Annotated in this window: 18 protein-coding genes; 4 read left to right on the plus strand and 14 right to left on the minus strand. The window is 37.8% G+C overall.

The window, feature by feature from the left end; translation table 11 throughout:
- The first annotated feature begins 186 nt into the window (after positions 1-186).
- From gmd to R4Z09_RS15805, 4 genes are read left to right on the plus strand one after another with little or no spacing between them, the layout of a single operon-like run.
- Positions 187-1,206 carry a GDP-mannose 4,6-dehydratase gene (gene gmd, locus R4Z09_RS15790; protein ID WP_338447715.1) on the plus strand — a complete coding sequence of 340 codons (1,020 nt, stop codon included), beginning with the start codon at positions 187-189 and terminating at the stop codon, positions 1,204-1,206.
- A 38-nt stretch (positions 1,207-1,244) separates the two neighbouring features.
- Positions 1,245-2,174: a GDP-L-fucose synthase gene (locus R4Z09_RS15795; RefSeq protein WP_338447716.1), complete on the plus strand. Its 930-nt coding sequence runs from the start codon at positions 1,245-1,247 to the stop codon at positions 2,172-2,174.
- 53 nt (positions 2,175-2,227) lie between these two features.
- Complete coding sequence (locus R4Z09_RS15800) at positions 2,228-3,304, plus strand: mannose-1-phosphate guanylyltransferase (RefSeq protein ID WP_338447717.1); 1,077 nt, start codon at positions 2,228-2,230, stop codon at positions 3,302-3,304.
- A 21-nt stretch (positions 3,305-3,325) separates the two neighbouring features.
- Positions 3,326-4,993: a hypothetical protein gene (locus tag R4Z09_RS15805; RefSeq protein WP_338447718.1), complete on the plus strand. Its 1,668-nt coding sequence runs from the start codon at positions 3,326-3,328 to the stop codon at positions 4,991-4,993.
- Between the two features lie 78 nt (positions 4,994-5,071).
- On the opposite strand, the gene R4Z09_RS15810 is transcribed toward R4Z09_RS15805, so the two are convergent.
- The 14 genes from R4Z09_RS15810 to R4Z09_RS15875 all read right to left on the minus strand — a co-directional run bounded on the left by R4Z09_RS15810 (position 5,072) and on the right by R4Z09_RS15875 (position 22,078).
- Positions 5,072-5,845: an HpcH/HpaI aldolase family protein gene (locus R4Z09_RS15810; RefSeq protein ID WP_338447719.1), complete on the minus strand. Its 774-nt coding sequence runs from the start codon at positions 5,843-5,845 to the stop codon at positions 5,072-5,074.
- A gap of 199 nt (positions 5,846-6,044) precedes the next feature.
- Positions 6,045-6,734, minus strand: a complete 690-nt coding sequence (locus R4Z09_RS15815) for a hypothetical protein (RefSeq protein WP_338447720.1) — start codon at positions 6,732-6,734, stop codon at positions 6,045-6,047.
- Positions 6,735-6,944: 210 nt separating this feature from the next.
- The gene (locus tag R4Z09_RS15820; RefSeq protein ID WP_338447721.1) at positions 6,945-7,817 is read right to left on the minus strand and encodes a DUF421 domain-containing protein; all 873 of its coding nucleotides are present in this window, start codon (positions 7,815-7,817) and stop codon (positions 6,945-6,947) included.
- 180 nt (positions 7,818-7,997) lie between these two features.
- Positions 7,998-8,558: a hypothetical protein gene (locus R4Z09_RS15825; protein WP_338447722.1), complete on the minus strand. Its 561-nt coding sequence runs from the start codon at positions 8,556-8,558 to the stop codon at positions 7,998-8,000.
- 129 nt (positions 8,559-8,687) lie between these two features.
- Positions 8,688-10,553, minus strand: a complete 1,866-nt coding sequence (locus R4Z09_RS15830) for a helix-turn-helix domain-containing protein (RefSeq protein WP_338447723.1) — start codon at positions 10,551-10,553, stop codon at positions 8,688-8,690.
- Between the two features lie 167 nt (positions 10,554-10,720).
- Complete coding sequence (locus tag R4Z09_RS15835; protein WP_338447724.1) at positions 10,721-12,028, minus strand: acetyl-CoA hydrolase/transferase family protein; 1,308 nt, start codon at positions 12,026-12,028, stop codon at positions 10,721-10,723.
- 58 nt (positions 12,029-12,086) lie between these two features.
- Positions 12,087-12,869, minus strand: a complete 783-nt coding sequence (locus R4Z09_RS15840) for an enoyl-CoA hydratase-related protein (RefSeq protein WP_422392304.1) — start codon at positions 12,867-12,869, stop codon at positions 12,087-12,089.
- Positions 12,870-12,885: 16 nt separating this feature from the next.
- Positions 12,886-13,737 (minus strand): 3-hydroxybutyryl-CoA dehydrogenase, encoded by an 852-nt coding sequence (locus R4Z09_RS15845; RefSeq protein WP_338447726.1) that lies wholly within the window; start codon positions 13,735-13,737, stop codon positions 12,886-12,888.
- 153 nt (positions 13,738-13,890) lie between these two features.
- The gene (locus tag R4Z09_RS15850) at positions 13,891-15,972 is read right to left on the minus strand and encodes a (Fe-S)-binding protein (RefSeq protein WP_338447727.1); all 2,082 of its coding nucleotides are present in this window, start codon (positions 15,970-15,972) and stop codon (positions 13,891-13,893) included.
- A 62-nt stretch (positions 15,973-16,034) separates the two neighbouring features.
- The gene (locus R4Z09_RS15855; RefSeq protein WP_338447728.1) at positions 16,035-17,006 is read right to left on the minus strand and encodes an electron transfer flavoprotein subunit alpha/FixB family protein; all 972 of its coding nucleotides are present in this window, start codon (positions 17,004-17,006) and stop codon (positions 16,035-16,037) included.
- 60 nt (positions 17,007-17,066) lie between these two features.
- On the minus strand, positions 17,067-17,837 hold the full coding sequence (locus R4Z09_RS15860) for an electron transfer flavoprotein subunit beta/FixA family protein (RefSeq protein WP_338447729.1): 771 nt from the start codon (positions 17,835-17,837) through the stop codon (positions 17,067-17,069).
- A gap of 107 nt (positions 17,838-17,944) precedes the next feature.
- Positions 17,945-19,084, minus strand: a complete 1,140-nt coding sequence (locus R4Z09_RS15865) for an acyl-CoA dehydrogenase (RefSeq protein ID WP_338447730.1) — start codon at positions 19,082-19,084, stop codon at positions 17,945-17,947.
- Positions 19,085-19,456: 372 nt separating this feature from the next.
- On the minus strand, positions 19,457-20,161 hold the full coding sequence (locus R4Z09_RS15870; protein ID WP_338447731.1) for a YoaK family protein: 705 nt from the start codon (positions 20,159-20,161) through the stop codon (positions 19,457-19,459).
- A 108-nt stretch (positions 20,162-20,269) separates the two neighbouring features.
- Positions 20,270-22,078 (minus strand): M3 family oligoendopeptidase, encoded by a 1,809-nt coding sequence (locus R4Z09_RS15875; protein ID WP_338447732.1) that lies wholly within the window; start codon positions 22,076-22,078, stop codon positions 20,270-20,272.
- Positions 22,079-22,162 lie beyond the last annotated feature (84 nt).

The raw sequence follows: 22,162 nt of genomic DNA on the forward strand, positions 1-22,162 counted from the left end.
TATATTAAAAGTTATGTTAAGAAATGAATAATGCTTATTCAAAAACCTATTTAGAAAAGGAAATTATTCAGATACAATCGATTCAACAATCACCAGTAAAAAAAATTTAAAAAAGTATATAGTTGTCCAATCATTTTTTTTCCTTTTTAATATAATTTATTAATTTTCTAAATAGGAGGAAATAGCGTGAAAAAGGCTATAATTACTGGAATTACTGGACAAGACGGTTCCTATTTAGCTGAGCTTTTGCTAGACAAAGGCTATGAAGTTCATGGGATTGTCCGAAGAAACAGTTCTTTTAATACTGAAAGAATTGATCATTTATTAGACAGTCCTAATCTTCAACAGAGGTTATACTTGCACTTTTCTGATTTAACTGATTCCGGAAGTTTGAGTAAATTAATTTACAACATTCAACCTACTGAATTTTATAATCTAGGAGCACAAAGTCATGTGAAGGTATCTTTTGATATTCCTGAGTATACATCGGACGTGAATGCATTAGGCACTTTACGAATACTGGAAAGCATAAAAGAAATAAATCCCAAGATTAAGTTTTATCAGGCCTCATCTAGCGAAATATATGGCAAGGTAAAAGAAGTCCCGCAAAATGAGGAAACCCCTTTTTATCCAAGAAGCCCATATGCTGCAGCAAAACTTTATGCCTATTGGATCACAGTCAACTATCGTGAAGCATATGGCATATTCGCATGTAACGGAATTCTTTTCAATCACGAATCCCCTAGAAGAGGCAAAACCTTTGTTACTAGAAAAATAACGACAGGCATCGCCAATATTTTAAAAGGGAAACAGGAAAAGCTTGTTTTAGGAAATTTACAGGCAAAAAGGGACTGGGGTTTTGCACGAGATTATGTGGAAGCAATGTGGTTAATGCTTCAGCAGGATATACCGGACGATTATGTCATTGCAACTGGAGAAACTCATACTGTAAAGGAGTTTTGTGAGCTTGCCTTTAAAAATGCAGGTATTGAATTAGTTTGGACCGGTGAAGGCTTGAATGAAAAAGGAATTGATGTGAAAACAGGAAAGGAATTGGTATCCGTCAGTGAAAAGTACTTTAGACCTAGCGAAGTGGATTTGCTATTAGGAGATCCAACCAAAGCGAAGAATAAACTTGGCTGGACACAGAAGGTTTCGTTTGAAAAGCTTGTTGAAATGATGGTTCAAAGTGATTTAAATGGTTAATCTTTTTTATTCTAAGACAAACAAAGGTGTTGTATATAATGGAAATAAATAGCCGGATATATGTTGCTGGTCATACTGGACTTGTTGGCTCTTCCTTAGTTAATACCCTTCACAAAAAAGGCTATAAGAATATTGTTGTTAAAACCCGAAAAGAGCTTGATCTAACAAATCAAGCAGCCGTGGAAAAATTTTTTGCAGATGAAAACATAGAATATGTTTTTTTAGCAGCTGCAAAGGTTGGAGGTATAGGAGCAAACAATACGTATCCTGCTGACTTTATCATGGAAAACTTACTCATTGAGTGTAATGTGATAAGAAGTGCTTTTAACAATAATGTTAAGAAACTTCTTTTTTTAGGAAGTTCTTGTATCTATCCAAAACTTTGCCCTCAGCCGATAAAAGAAGAATACCTTTTGACAGGAGCTTTAGAACCGACGAATGAAGCATATGCACTGGCGAAAATATCAGGTTTAAAAATGTGCCAGTATTTTAATCAGCAGTATGGAACAAATTTTATAAGTGCTATGCCGACAAACTTGTATGGACCAAATGACAGATTCGATGCTAACCATTCTCATGTAATACCTGCGATTATCACAAAAATGGAACATGCGAAGCGATTAAATAGCCCAACTGTTGAACTGTGGGGTTCAGGCACTGCCTTAAGAGAGTTTTTATATGTAGATGATCTGGCATATGCATGTATTTTCCTAATGGAAAATTATGAGAACCATGAACATATAAATATTGGCACTGGAAAAGAAATCAGTATTTTAGAGCTTGCCCATTTAATCAAGAGAATCATAGGTTACAACGGTGAAATCGTATTTGATAAGTCAAAACCTGATGGTACGCCAAGAAAACGATTAGATATTTCAAAACTGGAAACCTTGGGCTGGAAAGCTACTATGTGTTTAGAAGATGGACTAAGAAAAACATATGACTACTACAAAAAAATAGATAAATAGATGCTTTTATTTAGAAGAAAGTGCGAATTCAATCCGATGGAGCGTGATTATAATTGGAAGAAAAATACGCCATTATTATGGCAGGAGGTGCAGGCACTAGACTTTGGCCACTCTCAAAGGAAAAAAAGCCAAAACAGTTCATTGCAATCGATGGAAATAAGCCGCTGCTTGTTCAAACCATTGAACGTATTCAGGAACTGGTACCTAGAGAAAACTGTTTTGTTATTACAAATATCCAGTACCATACACTGACCAAAGAGATGCTAAAAAATTTAATACCTGACACAAATATTATTCTAGAGCCTTTAAGTAAAAACACGGCTGCTTGTATCACATTTGCAACGTTATCTTTAGCTAAAAGATTTAAGCATGGATTGGTTTGTTTTATTCCGGCAGATAGTTATGTACAGGATAAGGAAGATTACCTATCCTCCATTAAACAGTCCTATCAAGCAGCTGAAAAGAGTAAGAAGCTCATTATTATAGGGGTTACTCCAACATACCCCGCAACAGGCTTCGGTTACATTCAAGTGAATCAAGAAGAATATAATCATTCATCTACTGCAAATGTCGTCCAATTTAAGGAAAAGCCAAGTTTTGATAAAGCTAAAGAATATATTGAATCGAAAAATTATTTATGGAACAGCGGCATGGTAGTCGGGAGTTTTCAAGCTTTCCTAGGTGAAATACAACAATTCATTCCTGAACATTTTAAGAAATTAACTGAGGCTCTAAAACATGAACATGAACAGGATTTCCATTCCATTTTAGAAAAAAACTATGAAGAATTGTTGGAAATATCCTTTGATTATGGAGTTCTCGAAAAAAACAAGAATCTTCTGGCTATTAAGGGTTCGTTCAATTGGTACGATATAGGCAGCTTGGATTCTTTATCTCTCATTATTGATGAGAATGAGGATGGGAATTCTGTTTTTGGGAAGCATTTGGGAATCGATACAACCAATTCAATCATCTATAGTCTTGAAAATTTAGTTACCACAATTGGGATAAGTGATATGATCATCGTCAATATAGGTAATTTGATCGTGATCTGTCCCAAGGATCGAGCACAAGATGTGAAGACGCTGGTTAGCATCCTTAAAAAGAATGGATATGAAAAGTACATTTAGTAATTTTGGAGGTTTAATAAGATGAAAAGCAGTTATAAGAATGCAAAAACCTATAATAAATATGCAAAATTTAGTACCACAAACCAACTTCAAATAGTAAACGAACAGGACATGAGAAATAAAATTGTCAATAATCCAGGAAACACCATGAAAAGAAAACAAATCGTTGTTGCCACCTCTATTTCACCGAAAAGACTCGAAATTCAAAGAAAGGCAATCGATTCCTGGCAAAAAGCCGGTTTTCAAATTGTCTCCTTAAATACACAAGAGGAAGTCGACACGATTAAACAAGTTTTCCCTGATATCAAGTTCCATGTTGTTGAAAGAAGCGCGATAGAAAGATATGGAAAACCATATATTTATATCTATGACATGATGAGGTTTTTAAAGAATTATGGCGGTGATGTTTGCGGAATTATCAATTCCGATATTCATTTAAGAGGAGTAAACGAAAATTTTATTGATCAAGTTTTCAATGAAGCCCGTAACGGTCTTGTTTATGGACATCGGGTTGATGTTCATAGTTTGAATGATTTAAGCGGAACCGTCTGTAATGGAGTTGATTTTTTCTTTTTTAATAAAAATATAATTGATATTTATCAAGACGATGGCCTTTGTATGGGACAGCCTGCATGGGACTGGTGGATGGTTTGTGTTGCTGCAGCAGCAAAAATACGCACCAAGAGGGTATTAAGTCAAATCGCCTTTCACGAACTTCATCCTCAAACCTGGTATGAATCACTAAACCAATACCTGATTGAAAGTATTGTTTTTGATAAGTATCTTAAAAAGTTATATCCTCAAGCCAGTTACCAAGAATTAAATGCCAAAATGTGGGATATTGTTATATCGAAAACTGGAATTTATTTTGAAAATAGCAATGAAAAAAGGGACAATCCTGCTGCTATTCAAGATTTGAATCCACAAACCATCAATACACATATAAAACCTGCTTCAACATCCTCCAACCGAAAAAAAATTATTCTTGCTACCTCTATTGCACCTAAAAGGATCGATATACAGAGAAGCGCCATTGATACTTGGCTATTAGCTGGTTTTAAAGTTGTATCCTTAAATACGCAAGAGGAAGCAGACACTCTAAAACCATATTTCCCAGATATCGAGTTCCATATTGTTAATAGAAGCGGAAGAGAACGATTTGGAACACCTTATATTTATATTTTTGATTTTATGCGTTATTTAAAACTGACAAATTATAGGGTTTGCGGAATAATAAATTCTGATATCCATTTTAGGAATATTGACGAAGGTTTTATTAATCGTATTTTTGTAAAAGCACAGGGTAGTCTTATTTATGGTCATCGGGTTGATGTTCATCATATAAATGAACCTAACGGAACAGTCAGTAATGGAATTGACTATTTCTTCTTTGATAAAAAATTAATTAACATTTATAAGGATGAAGGCTTTTGTATGGGACAGCCTGCATGGGACTGGTGGATGGTTTGTGTTGCAGCTTCAGCAAAAAAACGAATAAGAAGAGTCTTAAATCATATCGCATACCATCAAATCCACCCACAAGAATGGGATCAAGCACTAAATCAATATCTTATTGACAGTATTGTTATAAATAAATATGTTAGAAAATTATATCCTAAGGCTACTCATTCTGTACTAAATGCTAAGATGTGGGATATTGTGATTTCAGAAAGAGGAATTGTTATTTAATCATCTTCCGAAGAATAGAGGTGTCAGCACCACAAAAGACAAATGTTATCATTTTGTGGTGCCTGACATCTCTTGTTTTTACTTTGTAAAGCTGTTAAATTCACTTACCAGCTGTTTCACTCCATTATACAGAATGGCACCGTCCATACCGCCGAGAAGAAATTTAAAGCCCATGTCAAGATGCTGTTGAATTCCATCTGTCCAAGTCATGATACCTGGAGTCACATTGTATTTTTCACAGGCAGCTATTACCTTTTGATAGCTTTTCAGGACGTCAGGATGATTCAACTGGCCTTGAAGTCCCATAGATGTACTTAAATCATAGGGTCCTATGAAGGCGATGTCGATATCGGGAACAGAGAGAATTTCTTCAATATTATCGACTGCCGAATAATGCTCAATTTGGAGAATCACCAGTAATTCTTCGTTTGCCCGCGCATAATAGTCCTCGTAATCCTCTGCTGCAGCACCGAATAAAACAGCCCGGCCTGCACCCATTCCACGCACCCCATCAGGCGGATATTTACAATAGCTTACTGCCTCTTCTGCTTCCTCCTTTGTATTAACCATTGGAATCATGATTCCTGAGGCTCCTGTATCAAGTCCTCTTTTAATAAGAGATTTTTCGTTTCCAGCAGCCCTTAAGAGCGGAGTTGCCCGTGTACCTCTGATGACCGAGACCATTTTTCCTGCTGATTCAAGATCCATTGAACCATGCTCCGCATCAATCATAATAAAATCTACCCCGGTATGGCCAAGAATTTCTGCATTATCGAGGCTATTGGTCATAATCCAAGTACCAAATACCCTATTCTTTTGATTTATTTTTTCCTTTAGTGTATTTTTTCTCAAATTTTTCATCTCTCCTATTCATTCAATATGAAATGCAGGAATTTTTTCTATTCTAAAATATAAATCAATTTTCAAGTTAGTTATATCATTGTTCAATTGGAGTGTCGAATGAACATTTTGAGAAATATGAATATATCTTAAAAAGAAGCTGCTTTATTGAAAGCAGCTACTGAAGAAAATATGTATCAAATACTCCATGCTATTGAAATTTATTGGCTAATTTTGAATTGGTTACTTCGATTTTCCCTGGCAGGATAAAGAGATATTCAATTAGGCTTTCCAATAAGTCCATTAATAGGGTAGTTGTCTCGTAATCCATTTCCATTTCCAATTCAAGCATCCGATGCAGTGTCTTATCCGTTTCCAACAGCTTGCTTAGGGAACGTATCGGCTTTGCTAAATCTACTCTATCAGGAAGGAGTTCCAGCTGTTTTGACAAGGGCTGACCATTGCTCTTTTCACCTAGAAAATGTTTCAGGATACTTTCAACTACGCGTTTCGACATAACCGCTGTGGCTGAAGTTTCTCTTGATTGATGAACATTAATGGCTGAACGATACGCCCTGATAAGATCCTTAGGAATATTCGGCAGATTTTCAATTTGATGGATAGGATGTATCGAATCCTGCAGATCGTAAATATACGTATCAGCATACTCCCCCTGTTCATCTGTCACTTCCTTCGTCATGATGATAAAGGCAGACTGCTTTTTACATTCAGGACAGCTGCATTCTGTTACAATGCCATTCTTACTGCTCTGGTAGTTTGCATTAAGCATAAATTCAGTTGTCTTTCTACATCCGGGGCACTCACATTGAATAATCTTCGGTATTTTAAGATTTCCATATTTTATGTAAGAATTGACGGAACCTGGATTGATCCTTCTCATTTTTGTCCTCCCGATTATTCCATTTATGCATAATACATATTCTATCGTTTACTACTTCACAGAATGGATGATATTATATCGTTTAACTAAATCATTATTTATATTCATAAATTTTTAACTCGATATTTAATTTTACCCAAAAAGGGTCATAACATATGTGAAAATAAAAGAAAGAATCGCCTAATATTAAGCAAAAAAACCAACTAAAAGCTAAGTTGGTTTTTCTTTTGAGTATGGTTTAATCTTCTGTATGACATTTTCTATTTCCTCTGATTGATTATAATACATTTTCTTTGCATGTTTATCATTCGTTTGAGCAGCAATTTTTTCAATATCAGCCTGTATTCTTCGTAAATTTGCCGTAAGTTGTGGCTTTTGATTATCTTGTTCCAATTTTTGTTCATCATTATATAAATCTACATATAACGATCCATCCGAATTAAGTTGGGCTAAAAAGACGTCTTTTATATCCTCTGCCCCTTTTTTTCTGAGTTCTTCTAGTAACCACTCTTTTGAATAACCAAGATACTGCAGGCGTTTTTCTAAAAAGACTCCATCTATGATAATGAGAGATGGCGCATGATCTTCTGCCACATTTAAACCAATATCATTAGGAGTTAACGACTGATATTGAGGTTTTTTCATCACACTAATTTGTCCATCTGTTTCTAAAATAGCTACTTCAACTTCAGAAAGGTTAAAAGCACCTTGTACTCTTAACCCATTTAGTAGATCATCAAAGGTCAGCTTGTGCTTTGCCAAGGTTTTCTCCATAACTTTTCCGTTTTTTACTAAAATAGATGGACTACTTTCAACTAAATCTCGAAATTTAAAGGATTTCATCGCGCCGAAATACATAAGCAGCGATAATCCTGTGTAAACAACCAAACTGGTAACTCCATTTAAAAACTTCATTGAAGTATCAAATGAAATCGTCGATGCCATATCACCAATTGCAATCCCCACAACATAATCAAAGAACGTGAGTTGTGAAAGCTGCTTTTTTCCAAGGATTCTTGCGAGGGTGAACAAAACAAGGAACGATAATACTGATCTGCCAATAATAACTACAAATTCGGGCATAACAACCTCCAAATCAAATCTTATCATGTATATCATGCCCTCTTTGTTAAGAAAAATGATTGTTAAAATGAATTAATTCCTATATGGTAGATTCTCTAAAAAAATATATATTACTAAATATTGTATTATTTGTATTTTTTAATATATAAAACATAACCGTATAGGAGGTTTTATATGATATTAAAGGCCAAGCTTCTCAACAATTTCCTTTAGGACATTTTTTCGTCTGCCCTGCTGATATTCAACCAAAAAGTCTAAATATACAATTTCGATTAATTTTTCAACTGTCAGATCATGATTGGAGAGGAAAGCTAAATCCTGAAGAAACACTTCAGCGCGACGGACCTCTTTCCTGCCAATTTTCGTATGAAGGGTTGTTCTACTTTTTTGCGGAAGTAAGGGCTGTCCATTAATCATCGGTAAATCCTTCATTCGGTTATTTAATTTCATTTGAAAAGAACGCAGATTTCCATCTTTTTTCCGGACTTCATCAAGGTATTCCTGAAAAATATACTCTACTAACTGAGCTTGAGTGAAGGCTTTTTCGTTCTCACTCATTTTCACAACATCTTCACATAGAATTTCCGCACGGTAATAAAGGTCATTTGGCACCTTCACTTTAAATACCAGTCTTCTATCCGTTAAAATGAAATTCATGAATCGATTCGCAAAACCTCTTTCATCTAACTCCTTTATTTCCTTATTAATTAAGTCATATTGACTATATTTGATTTCGGACATTTCTACTCCCCCATATCGTGATCATTTATAGTAATAGGCCACCTATCTAGTAACTCTACTATTACTAGAAATGTATGTGGGATTTAATAGAATTATGATTAAAAATAGTTGCAAATCAATAATTCAAATTTATTTTTGTATTTCAAGCCACTTATCTTCCAAAACAAGTAATGCTTTTAATGATAAAAGTAATTGGAATCTTCTTTCGGGGTCACGGAAATCACTTCCTAATAGTTTTATAATTTTATTGATTCGATATCGGAGTCCGCTGATTGAGATGGACAATTGCTCTGCTGTTTGTTCAAAATTCCCGCCATTCGTCAGAAACGTATACAATGTCTCGATTAACTCCGCTTTACCCTGATCAAGATCTTTATATAAATCACCTAATGTACATTCAGCAAGGTTTCGGATTGCTGCTTTATTTTCATCATTAACCAAGACACCAAGAATCCCTAATTCATAAAAGAATGTAACAGGTGTATCCTTTGTAGAAAGCTTTACCGCTGTATATGCTTCATTAAAGGCTCCCTTTACTTCATCTAACACTCGATCATGTTTGGAACTAACTCCCGCAAACCATAACATTCCACGCAGTCTTTTCCTTAAATAGGACATAAACGGATAGATGACGTGCTCAATGCTTTTCTCTCCTAATTGTTTAATGGGTACAAGTAACAATAAGCTGTCCGTTTTTTCGCCGATTAAGATATGAATCCCTTTATCAGACATATATTTGGTAACCGATTCAAAGATTTCATTATGTAAGCCGGGATGGAGTTTATAATGTTTATTCGGCACGATATATTTAAGGTGAATCGCATGATATCCACCTGTAAAATCCAAATCGATAAACAATGCCTTACTCATAATCGCCTGTTCTGTATGATATTTTCCATTCATGATTTCTTCAAAGAAATATCCTTTCATACGCTCCGTCGATTCCAATTTTACTTTTTCATTTAATAGGATAACAGAGCATACAGTTGATACCCTATTGATCATCATTGAATCAATTTCATAGTTACTCTTATATTCTTTATATAAAAATGAACAATAGCCAACAATTTTTTCCTGTAGATAAATAGGAGATACCAGTCTGGTAAAATTCGAATGTTGCATTTTTGCAATGGTTTGAATGGGTGCTTCTGTTTGGATAATAGAAAAAAAATCCTTTTTAAGCGGCTCGTATTCCTCTTTTGTCATTCCCTTTACTAACACAACCTGTTGATATATATCCTCAACCACAACAGGCACAAGGATTTGCTTTTCAACGATTTCCAGCATTTCTTTCATATTTATGCCTTTCGCAACACTATCTGTCAGCTTCTGCTCCAATTGCATCACCATTGATAGATTATTTTTCTCATGGAGAAGCTTTTCATACGTTTGCTCAAGCTCTTTTAAGATCAGGAGTTCCCTATTATCGAGAAACTCTTGATAAGCATTATCTTCCCAATCAGAAACTAAGCGACCTTCCCATACACAATAGGGTGCCCCCTCTCCTTTGCATTGATGTTCTTTAAAAAATACTTGTTTACCTAAAATATAGGAGATAGCCCCGCTTGCATAGCCCATAAGTGTATAACAAATCGGATGATCGGATATACCCATATGTTGAATATATTGTTCAGCTTCAAATGAATCTTCCCAAATTCCTTTGAACCTAAAGGTTGTCACTTCCTCAGCTTCTATTGTTAGTTCTTTTTCCTGAATTGTTGATTTTACGTAGCCTTTTAAAGAGCGAAGGGCGATGTAATGATCAATTTTTTCTGTGATACTCATAGATGAATTTTTCATAACCTCTGTTGCATCATTGATGCCTATATTCTCGCCGTGTTTGAAAAAAAAGGTTTTCATACGGTGTAAACCAATATGTTCAACTAAATCTCGTTGTAAAATTCCAAATGAGCTGCTTGGAAGTAGTAAATGTCTTTCATCATTCACATATAGGAGATCATTTTTTTGATTGATATTTAAAGTAGGTCGATTCATATCCAACATTAACCCCTTTACTAAAAAAGAATCGTTTGATATTTCTAATAATAGTATTCTTATCCCAATTAATAAAGAGATTTGAGGTTCATTCTTATTTTAATCCAATTTAAATAGGGTCAATCCTCTGCTAATGCCTGCAGTGAGAAATTGACCCTACTAATCTATTAAAGCATATAAAAGTTCTTCTTTGGAAGGAATCCCCGTTTGATGGCCTCAAACGTAAGCTGCTCTCTAAACTTTGGATGAGCAATATTAATCAATGCTTCTGTCCGACCCTGCACGGTTTTCCCTCGCAGCTCGGCCTTGCCGAATTCGGTTACCACAATATCCACATCATTTTTCGACGTGCTAACAACGGCTCCTTCAGAAAGCTTTGGAACAATTTTCGAAATCGTATCATTCTTTGCTGTTGAATAGAGGCAGATAATTCCGCGGCCGTTTTCAGTCATACGAACCCCTTTTGCGAAATCTGCCTGACCGCCGGTGGAAGAATAATATTTTCCAGCAACAACCTCAGAATTACACTGACCAAGGAAATCGACCTCAACAGTAGAATTCACAGAGACTAGGTTATCAAGCTGCGCAATATTACGAAGATCATTACTTACCTGACATGGCAGCATAAAAATATCCTCATTATTGTTCATGAAATCATATAATCGTCTTGATCCAAGGGCAAAAGTTGCCGTTGTTTTCCCTTTGTAGATTTTTTTATTGGCATTGGTGATCACGCCTTTTTCATATAAATCTACTACTTTATCAGGAAGCATCTCTGTATAAATCCCTAAATCACGGTGGTCCTTTAAATACTCCATTACCGCATTGGGCATAGATCCAAAACCTATTTGCAGCGTATCACCATTTCGTATTAAGTCTGCAATCGTCTGACCGATTTTCGTATCCTTATCGTTCAAAATCGGCTCAGGTAGCAAAGGCAAATCAAAATCATTTTCGATCAGTGCCGTAACCTGGCTGATATGGATGCGGTTCTGCTCGCCAAAGGTACGGGGCATCTTTTGATTGACTTCAAGAATAATTGTTTTTGCATCCTGTAGCAGATCCCCAACATAGCTGACACTTGTTCCAAGCGAAAAATAGCCTTCATCATCCATTGAAGATACGGCTGCCATAATTACTGGGCTTTCCGATGCATGTTTTAGTAATGCCGGTATATCGGAAAAGTGATTAGGCAGTAAATCACTGATTCCTTCACTAAATGCCATTCGATCGTGACCGCTTAAGAAAATAGACACTTGCTTTAATACTTCCGGGGCTGCCTCTAAGAGCGGATACCCAGGAAGCATTCGGTAAATTGAGTTCCCCTGAAGCTTTTGATTGGTCGGCAGAGCTGCTAATAAAGCAGGAGGTTCTCCAGGATTAATTGGAAAAACAATAACCTCCCCTGGTTCAACAAAACGAACGGCTTCTTCTGCCGTAGTAATCTTTGATTGATATAACGTTATTAAACTCATATAAGCCTCCCCTAATGGTCTAAACTTTTACGAAACTATAAGTCTAACAAACTTCTTATTATTCCCCGCTAAAAACAGCCTGCCGTTTTTCTAAAAAGGCAGTCATTCCTACTGTCTGGTCTTTTGTCGAGAAAAGGGCACCAAATAACTCTACTTCCAAGGATAATGCTCGTTCAAGATCAAGGTTTAAGCCTTCATTAACCGCTTTTTTCGTGAAGCTGACGCCAAGTGGTGCTTTCGAGGCAATCATTTGCGCCATTCTTTTTGCTTCCTCGAGTACTTCGGATGAATCAACCACCCGGTTTACGAGGCCAATTTCATTTGCGCGTTCAGCATTGATCATCTCACCTGTAAATAATAATTCCTTTGCTCTTCCCGCTCCAACAAGACGCGCTAATCGTTGTGAGCCGCCAAATCCTGTCATAATTCCAAGCCCTACTTCGGGCTGACCAAATTTTACTTTGTTCCCAGCAATGCGAATGTCACATGCCATGGCCAGTTCACAGCCGCCTCCAAGAGCAAAGCCATTTACGGCGGCAATAACAGGTTTAGTCAAATTTTCAAGCTTGGAAAAGATCTTATTTCCTAAACTAGAAAACTCACGGGCTTCCAGCACATCTTTATTTTGCATTTCCGCAATATCTGCTCCTGCAACAAACGCCTTTTCACCGGCACCCGTTACAATAACAGCACGAACTGCGGTATCTGCCGCAATGATATCAACTGCGTCAGATAATTCTTTCAGTACCTCTGTATTAAGTGCGTTTAAAAACTTGGGTCGATTAATTGTTATAATCGCAATATTTTCTTCTACTACATAGTTAATCGAGTTAAAATCCATAATCGTTTTATCTCCCTTAGTTATAGACATAGAATCCACGTCCTGTCTTCACACCAAGCCAGCCAGCTTCCACATATTTTCTTAAAAGCGGGCATGGGCGGTATTTTGGATCTCCAAATCCTTCATACAGAACCTCCATAATTGCTAAGCAGGTATCTAAGCCAATATAATCAGCAAGGGTAATCGGTCCCATTGGGTGATTAGCCCCAAGTTTCATGACTTCGTCAATGCCTTCAGGCGAAGCAATTCCTTCATATACGGCATATATCGCCTCATTTATCATTGGAATTAAAATGCGATTCACGGCAAAACCAGGAAAATCTTTAATAGCGACAGGCACTTTTTTCATTTCCTTTGCCAAATCCTCAATAATTGAAAATGTTTCATCAGAGGTTGCTAATCCTCTATTTACTTCAACAAGTTTCATGACCGGCACGGGATTGAAGAAATGCATGCCAATCACTTTTTCAGGACGATTAGTAACGGCTGCAATTTCAGTAATCGGTAATGAAGATGTATTGGATGCTAAAATGGCGTTTTCAGGTGCCACTTCATCCAGCTTACGGAAAATGCCAAGCTTAATCTCTTTATTTTCAGTAGCAGCTTCAATCACCAATTGCACATCCTTAGCGTCCTCAAGCTCCGTTGAAATGGTAATTCTTGAAAGGAGCGCTGCTTTTTCTTCTTCGGTTCTCCGGCCTTTTTGGATTTCACGGTCCAATTGTTTCGAGATTTTTGCGATTCCTTTCTCAACATATTCTTTTTTGATGTCATTCATCACTACCTGGTAGCCAGTTTGCGCCAATACTTGGGAAATTCCACTGCCCATTTGGCCTGAACCTACTACCATAACCTTTTCAATTTTCATTTTGCTTTCCTCCAATATTTGAACACCTGTTCTGTTGAAATACTATTTAGAATAATAAGAATTTTAGAAGGCCAATACACCTAAGTTTTTTGACACTATTAGGAGCAGCCAATCCTGCATTTTTAAGATTGACTACACCTAAAGATAACATGTTTAAAGTGATTTTTCTAAAATTTCTACTACATCAAATGTTTGGACCTTTTCATCCACTTCTTTTGCCTTTGTTCCATCACTGATCATCGTTAAACAATAAGGACAGCCGCTGGCAATAATCGTCGGGTTTTTTTCAAGAAGCTGCTCTGTCCTAGCAAGATTGATACGTGTTCCTGTATCTTCTTCCATCCACATTCGTCCGCCGCCGGCCCCGCAGCACATGGCGTTTTCCCTGTTTCTTTCTGCTTCTTGAAGTTTGACACCTGGAATAGCCTTTAAAATATCACGAGGAGCATCAAACACATTATTGTAGCGTCCTAAATAACAGGAATCATGGAATGTAATCGTTTCATCTACAACATTCTTTGGTACTAATTTTCCTTGATTTATTAATGTTGAGAGTAATTCTGTATGATGGAACACTTCTGCTTCAAGACCGAATTCAGGATACTCGTTTTTCATTGTGTTAAAGGCATGAGGATCCATCGTTACGATTTTATGCACATTATACTTTTTAAAGGTTTCAATATTGGCATTTGCCAGCTCCTGGAATAAAAATTCATTCCCAATTCGTCGCGGCGTATCACCGGAATTCTTTTCCTCGTTTCCAAGAATGGCAAATTTTACACCAGCCTGATTCAGCACGCGCACGAATGCCTGCGTCAGCTTTTGACTTCGATTATCATAGGAACCCATTGAGCCGACAAAGAAAAGATACTCAAACTCTTCTCCTGCTTTCTTCAGCTCCTTTACTGTTGGGACGGTCACATCTTCCACTGCATCACGCCAGTTGGCTCGTTCCTTGCGGTTCATTCCCCAAGGATTACCCTGCCGCTCAATATTCGTAATCGCACGCTGGGCATCACTATTCATGTTTCCTTCTGTTAGAACAAGGTAGCGGCGGAGGTCGATAATTTTATCCACATGCTCATTCGCTACCGGACATTGATCCTCACAGTTGCGGCACGTTGTACAGGCCCAAATTTCTTCTTCTGTAATGACATCACCAATTAAACGAACACTTTCCATTGTGGCAGCCACTTCCCCTGCACCACTTTCAGCCGCTAAGGCTAGCTGGTTGGCTCTTGTGTTTTTAAACGCAAAGGCAGGAGCCCATGGCTGTCTCGATGTAACGGCAGCTCCTTTTTCTGTTAAATGGTCCCTCATTTTTACAATCAAGTCCATTGGCGATAACGTTTTTCCTGTACCTGAAGCCGGGCACATATTTGTACATCGACCGCATTCTGCACATGCGTACAAATCTATCAACTGCTGCTGTGTAAAATCCTCAATTTTACCGACTCCAAATTCTTCTGCCGTCTCATCTTCAAAATCAATCTTCCTTAATTTTCCTACAGGGCCGCTCTTTTTAAAGAAGATATTAACCATCGCAAATAATTCATGAAATTGCTTTGACTGCGGGACAAACACGAGGAATGTAAAGACAGTCAGCATATGAATCCACCAAAATATGTAGAACAGTACCGTTCCAGCATCTGTTCCAATACCGGAAAACAGCAGTGCAATTGAACCAGAAAATGGTGCATAAACGAGAACCGGTTCATGATTTAACATAACTGCTTCAAATCCCAATGTAAGCAGAATGGATGATGTAAGGGTACATAAGGCAATATAAACAAAAGCTGCTTTGTCATTACGTTTCCATTGCAAGCGCTTTAACTTTTCACCGTAACGGCGGTAAAAGGCATAGACGACAGCCAAGAGCATAAGGAACGTAGCCCACTCCTGCAAAAGACTAAAATATTTATGTGCTTCACCAAAAGGAAATTCATAACCTTTGATAAATCCTTTTATAATTAGTTCAATAAGACCGACTTGGATGATAAAAAAGGTATAAAATAATACCAAATGCATCAATCCGCTCTTCTTGTCTTTGAATAATTTGGACTGGCCGAAGCCGTTGGTTACTACGAGATTCAATCTTTCTTTCAAGTTTGGTTCAAACTCTGCTTTTTTACCAAGCTTGATAAACAAATACCTTGTGTATACTAGATTGACAAACAAATAGACTGCATATCCAGCCACGGCTAGGAAAGCAAGTAAATTCAGTAATGATAACATCGTTTATCCCCCATAGTTGAAATAAACGGGAGGAGATGAATTCCTCCCATTGAAAATTGCCTTTAGTTAACTGCAATACTCTTAAACTCTTCAACTAATAACGGCACTACTTCAAATAAATCACCGACAATTCCATAATCAGCGATGCTGAAAATATTCGCTTCAGGGTCTTTGTTTATCGCAACAATCACTTTTGAGTTAGACATACCGGCAATGTGTTGGATTGCACCTGATATTCCACACGCAATATAAAGGTCCGGTGTCACAACTTTTCCTGTTTGACCAATCTGCATTGAATAATCACAGAAGTCGGCATCACAAGCACCGCGTGATGCCCCGACTGCACCGCCTAATGCATCCGCCAGCTCCTGTAAAACTTTAAACCCATCTTTACTTTTGACACCGCGTCCGCCGGAAACGATAATTTTTGCTTCTGAAAGGTCGACTCCACTCGTCGTTTTACGAACAACCTCTTTAATAATCGTTCTTAGGTTTTTGATTTCGAGATCAACCATAGTCACTTCACCTATGCGTGATTCTTCTTTTTCCAATGGTTCGATATTATTTGGTCTGATCGTGGCAAAAATTAACCCGTCTGTTACTAGTTTTTTCTCAAATGCTTTCCCAGAGTATATAGGTCGAGTAAAAACAACATCATCTCCGGTTACATCAAGACTGACCGCATCTGAAATTAACCCTGATTTAAGTTTTGCCGCAATCCGTGGTGATAGATCCTTTCCGATCGATGTATGACCGAGAATCAATCCTTCTGGCTTTTCCACTTCTACTACCTGCATGATAGCCTGTGTATAACCATCAGGTGTATAGGCATGTAAATCACTGTGTTCAGAAACTAATACACGATCTGCCCCATAATGAATCATTCTATTAGCAAGACTTGCGGCATTTGCACCTAATAATATTCCAACCACTTCTCCTCCATTTGCCACTTGCTTTGCTGCTGCAATGGCTTCAAAGGAAACATTACGTAACTCACCTTGACGTATTTCACCTAACACTAATACTTTTGCCATATTGGTCCCTCCCCTAGTTGAACATGTTTTTTCTCCGGTTCATCATTTACTTTGTAATATTTAAATTACTTTTGCTTCTGTTTTTAATAAGGTGGCAAGCTCTTTCACTTGTTGTGTAATCTCTCCTGCAAGAACCTTGCCGGCTGCTTTTGCCTCTGGTAAGAATATCTCGATCGTTTTGGTTTTTGCTTCAACGTCGTCTTCATCGATATCTAAATCATCCAGGTCTAGCTCTTCAAGCGGCTTTTTCTTCGCCTTCATAATGCCTGGTAATGATGGGTAACGCGGTTCATTCAAGCCTTGCTGGCAGGTTACGAGTAACGGCAGCTGTGTTTCGATGATTTCAATATCCCCCTCGACATCTCGTTCAATCGTTGCCTTAGTTCCTTCAACGCTTAACTTTGTAATCGTCGTAACAGCTGTTATACCTAGCTCCTCTGCAAGTCTCGGCCCTACTTGTCCCGAACTGCCATCGACAGTAACATTTCCAGCAAGAATGATATCCACTTCTTTATCTTTGAAAAAAGCACTTAGAATGGAGGCAGTTGAGAATGCATCTCCTCCTTCAACGTCTTCATCATTGATTAGAATGGCTTTATCCGCTCCCATTGCTAATGCGGTCCGAAGTTCTTTTTGGAATTCTTCGTCACCGACCGTAACAACCGTCACTTCACCGCCATGTTCTTCCTTTAATACCAAAGCCTCTTCAATGGCATATTCATCATAAGGGTTTATGATAAAAGTCGCACCATCCTCACTAACTTGTCCAGCTTTGATCACGACTTTTTCTTCTGTATCAAAGGTGCGTTTCATTATTACATAAATATTCATCTGTATTCCTCCATTGTCATTGTTACGTCTTTTGGTCATACGAACAGATTCATTTAGAGGGAAATGGCTTAGTCCTATACAACCGAAAGACGGATGTGGGCTTCTCTTTACTTCGTCAGCATCCGTGAAATAACTAAACGCTGAATTTCCTGTGTCCCCTCGTAAATTTGCGTAATCTTTGCATCACGCATATATCGTTCTACCGGATATTCCTTCGTATATCCATATCCGCCAAATACCTGTACTGCTTCTGTTGTCACTTTCATTGCCGTATCACCAGCGAAAAGCTTGGACATCGCTGATTCTTTACCATATGGCAGTCCCGCAGATTCAAGATATGCAGCTTGATAGGTTAATAATCTCGCCGCTTCCACATTTGTCGCCATATCAGCCAGCTTAAATCCTATTCCCTGCTGCGTGGAAATCGGCTTGCCAAATTGGACACGCTCTTTTGCATAATTTGTTGCAGCATCAAGTGCTCCTTGAGCAATTCCAACCGCTTGAGCTGCAATCCCATTCCGCCCGCCATCCAATGTCATCATGGCAATTTTGAAGCCTTCACCTACATTACCTAGTACATTTTCAACAGGCACCTTGCAGTCTTCAAAAATGATTTCTGTTGTAGGTGATGAACGGATTCCCATTTTGTCTTCTTTTTTGCCAATCGAAAATCCTGGGAAATCGCTTTCAACAATAAAGGCTGTAATCCCTTTTGCTCCTAAAGACGAATCTGTACTTGCAAATACAATGTAAATCCCGGCTTCTCCTCCGTTGGTGATAAAAATCTTGGATCCATTCAGGACATAATGGTCACCTTCAAGGCGTGCCGTTGTTTTCATTCCGCTTGCATCCGAACCGCTGCCAGGCTCTGTTAACCCATAAGCACCTAATTTTTCACCTTGTGCCATTGGACGTAAATATTTTTGCTTTTGCTCCTCTGTACCAAATTTATAAACAGGCCATCCCGCTAATGAGGTATGCGCAGACAGCATCACACCAACAGATGCATCCACACGTGATAACTCTTCAACAGCAATACAATAGGCAAGATAATCACTGCCAATGCCGCCATATTCTTCAGGCCATGGGATACCGGTTAAACCTAGCTCACCCATTGCATCAAAGATGGAACGATCAAATTGCTGTTCCTCATCCCTCCCGGCTGCTGTAGGCTCGACTTCGTTCTTTGCAAAGTCACGTACCATTTTTCGAATCATTTCATGTTCTTCTGATAGTTTAAAAATCATTTCATCTCGACTCCTCAAATTGATTTAAAATATGATTGAAATTATGATTGAAACTATCTCTCTTCCTATTTACACGGAGACAGTAGTTTAATTCCCTTCTAATAATATTCTAAAAAATCATAATTTTATAAACAATGACATGAATATACGAAATATACTAAAAATACTGTATATTTCGTACAGTTAATAGGATACAGAACCAAAGTTGTTAAAGAATTGTTTTCAAAAATAAAACACTACAACTAGGGCTGCTGTAGACAATCGATTATCTACAATCCCAATTGCAGTGTTATTTTTCATGCTAGCATGTTAATTCCTGGAATCTACTCTTTATAGGCAAATTTACAGATACTCCAGCATATTTCATTGAAGTTATTTTGAAGCCACTGATTTACGAAAATATCCTTTATCTCGATGATACAGGATTGTTGCAATCACTAGCAAGCCACCTGCGATCCAAATGGATGTATTTCCGATATAAGTAGTCGAGAATGTTCCCGCTAAAGCACCAAATAGGAATGACAATATTATCGTTGCGAAATCTTTAAATTGCTGCTTAGCTTCCCGGCTTTTTTCTATAAAAGCCGAATAAGCTGCCTGCGTTGCTGTTCGGAGATTTCCAGTTGTCATCGTAGAGTTGTAAGCCCATTTTTCGATTTTGTTGAAGGTTGATATTTGTAACGACGATACAAAAGCAATACAAACCGTTACCACGATATTTGGAACAGCGGGCGGCAACATGCCAACAATCATAAGAATCATACATTCCAATATCAATATCGATCTTCTATAGCTGTACACCACTTCCCGAACTCTTTCAATTTTTACAATTTCTGATACAATCTCACCTGCAATAAATGCTAGAATGGGAGGAATATGTAAAAATGACGCTTCCCATTCTTTATTTGCAATTTTGACTGCAAATAATACCATATTCCCTGTTTGTGCATTTGCAAAAACTCCATCTCTGCTGATAAAGGTATAAGCATCTAAAAATCCTCCAACAATCGCTAATAGTACGCCTAAAATAATGGAATTCGATGATAACGAAATTGTCTTCTTATGACTGGACTCCATATGATTAATCTCCTTGCTAAAAAGTCCCCTTTATTTTCTCCCGAATGGAAAATTTCAATCGCACACAAAAAGACACCCCAAACGTTTGGGATGTCATTTCAAATACCTTTATTTTTTTACTTCATTCGTTAACTGAATAAACTCCTCTACATCCTTTTGCATTAATTGAATACCTTCTTCCCAGAAATCCTTCTTAGTAAGGTCCACACCTAAATGCTTCATGGCTAACTCTTCTACCTTCATTGATCCAGTGTCACGCAGCAACCTTATATATTTCTCCTCGAAACCATTTGGTTCCTTTAAGAATTCAGCATAAATCCCTAAACTGAATAAGAAGCCAAATGTATACGGGAAGTTGTAGAATGGGATGTCGTCGATAAAGAAGTGCAGCTTACTGCACCAGAAATGCGGGTGATAGCTGGCTAAGCTGTCACAATAAGCTTCTTTTTGCGCATTAATCATCAATTCATTCAATCTTTGTTCAGATACAATCCCTTCTGTACGTTCTTCATAGAAGGATTTTTCAAATAGAAAACGGGCATGGATGTTTAAAAACATCGCAATTGCATTTTCCATTTTCGTATTTAAGAGAGTGATTTTTTCTTCCTTCGTTTTTGCATTGGCTACTGTGGCATTGCTGATAATCGTCTCGGCAAAGGTACTAGCCGTTTCTGCGACATTCATCGCATAGTTGCGGTTTAATTCCGGTAAATCTCTCATCACATAACTATGGAAAGCATGGCCTAACTCATGGGCTAACGTACTTGTATCTGAAGGAGATCCTGTGAAAGTCATAAAAATGCGTGATTCTTTGAATTCCGGAAGCTCCTCACAGTATCCGCCCGGGCGTTTTTTCGGACGATCCTCAGCCTCTACCCAGCGGTTTTCCAAGGCATGCTTGGCAAAGGACGATAATTGAGGTCCAAAGCTGGCAAAGTGTTCGATCACAAAATCACAGGCATCATCATAGGTAAATCGCGGCGGCTCCACGTCGCCAAAACCAACAGGTGCGTCCACATCCTGCCAGCCTAATTTTTCCATTCCGAGTATTTTGGCTTTTTGTTTTAAAAAGTCTACGAATGGCTGTTTATGATTCGAAACAGCTGCCCACATCGCATCAAGAGTCTCTTTGGACATCCGGTTATATTCCAAAGGCTCATCGAGAAAATTCTCACGGTTATGAGCTTTTTGAAGCGTAATTCGGTAGCCATCTAAATGATTGATCGTATCTGCAAAAATCGGGGCATATTTCGTCCATGCCGCTTCCCAATTTTCGAAAAGCTGCTTCCGTACCTCAGGGTCAGGATCGGAATACATCCGGTTCATCGCCTGACCTACTGAATATTCCTTTTTGTTCCCCTCTTTATCTGTAAACGGAATCGTCATAATGGAAACCGCCGTATCGTATAACCGGCTCCAACCCGAAATCCCATCATTATTTAAATCGGTTATGATCTTTTCTTCGGCTTCTGATAACAATCGTTTTCCTTGATCACGAATCTCATTTAGAGCAAAGGAAACCTCACTTAATTCGGAATCCTTTAAAAGTATTTGCCAATCTTCATCAGGAATGGCAACAATCTTTTTCGTAAAAACAGTCGATAGATTTTCAACTTCACTCGATAAATCCATCACCTGGCCCATGACTACATTCGCATACTCATCATCCGTGTAAGCATCCTGCCACATATGCACGAAAGAGCCAGCCTGACCTAAGCCTTTTTCAATCTTTTCCTGCGTCTTTAGTAATGTTTTTAGCGGCTGAACCGATTTGTTTTCCGCAAAGTTCCATTCACTGATTTGCTTTTGATAGTCTTGAATCTCGGTTTTAATGGTATGTAATTTCTTCTGTAATTCTGGTGATTTAGTTCCTCCTGGAAAAATAGTATCTAAATCCCATGTATCGATATATTTCATGTCATTCACTCCTTTTCTACATACCATTTTATACTTTTATTTAATAAAGGAAAAATTTCAACAAAGACTCAGTTTATAAAAGTA

The sequence above is a fragment of the Niallia oryzisoli genome (assembly GCF_036670025.1).
Taxonomy (GTDB): Bacteria; Bacillota; Bacilli; order Bacillales; family Cytobacillaceae; genus Bacillus_BD; species Bacillus_BD oryzisoli.

Bases quoted from the DNA above. Each gene is read 5' to 3' on its own strand.
- R4Z09_RS15825 (WP_338447722.1), bottom strand. From the start codon at position 8,558: ATGTCCGAAATCAAATATAGTCAATATGACTTAATTAATAAGGAAATA.
- R4Z09_RS15805 (WP_338447718.1), top strand. From the start codon at position 3,326: ATGAAAAGCAGTTATAAGAATGCAAAAACCTATAATAAATATGCAAAA.
- R4Z09_RS15855 (WP_338447728.1), bottom strand. From the start codon at position 17,006: ATGGCAAAAGTATTAGTGTTAGGTGAAATACGTCAAGGTGAGTTACGT.
- R4Z09_RS15860 (WP_338447729.1), bottom strand. From the start codon at position 17,837: ATGAATATTTATGTAATAATGAAACGCACCTTTGATACAGAAGAAAAA.
- R4Z09_RS15820 (WP_338447721.1), bottom strand. From the start codon at position 7,817: ATGCCCGAATTTGTAGTTATTATTGGCAGATCAGTATTATCGTTCCTT.
- R4Z09_RS15870 (WP_338447731.1), bottom strand. From the start codon at position 20,161: ATGGAGTCCAGTCATAAGAAGACAATTTCGTTATCATCGAATTCCATT.
- R4Z09_RS15865 (WP_338447730.1), bottom strand. From the start codon at position 19,084: ATGATTTTTAAACTATCAGAAGAACATGAAATGATTCGAAAAATGGTA.
- R4Z09_RS15840 (WP_422392304.1), bottom strand. From the start codon at position 12,869: ATGGATTTTAACTCGATTAACTATGTAGTAGAAGAAAATATTGCGATT.
- R4Z09_RS15830 (WP_338447723.1), bottom strand. From the start codon at position 10,553: ATGAATCGACCTACTTTAAATATCAATCAAAAAAATGATCTCCTATAT.
- R4Z09_RS15845 (WP_338447726.1), bottom strand. From the start codon at position 13,737: ATGAAAATTGAAAAGGTTATGGTAGTAGGTTCAGGCCAAATGGGCAGT.
- R4Z09_RS15850 (WP_338447727.1), bottom strand. From the start codon at position 15,972: ATGTTATCATTACTGAATTTACTTGCTTTCCTAGCCGTGGCTGGATAT.
- R4Z09_RS15795 (WP_338447716.1), top strand. From the start codon at position 1,245: ATGGAAATAAATAGCCGGATATATGTTGCTGGTCATACTGGACTTGTT.
- R4Z09_RS15835 (WP_338447724.1), bottom strand. From the start codon at position 12,028: ATGAGTTTAATAACGTTATATCAATCAAAGATTACTACGGCAGAAGAA.
- R4Z09_RS15875 (WP_338447732.1), bottom strand. From the start codon at position 22,078: ATGAAATATATCGATACATGGGATTTAGATACTATTTTTCCAGGAGGA.
- R4Z09_RS15815 (WP_338447720.1), bottom strand. From the start codon at position 6,734: ATGAGAAGGATCAATCCAGGTTCCGTCAATTCTTACATAAAATATGGA.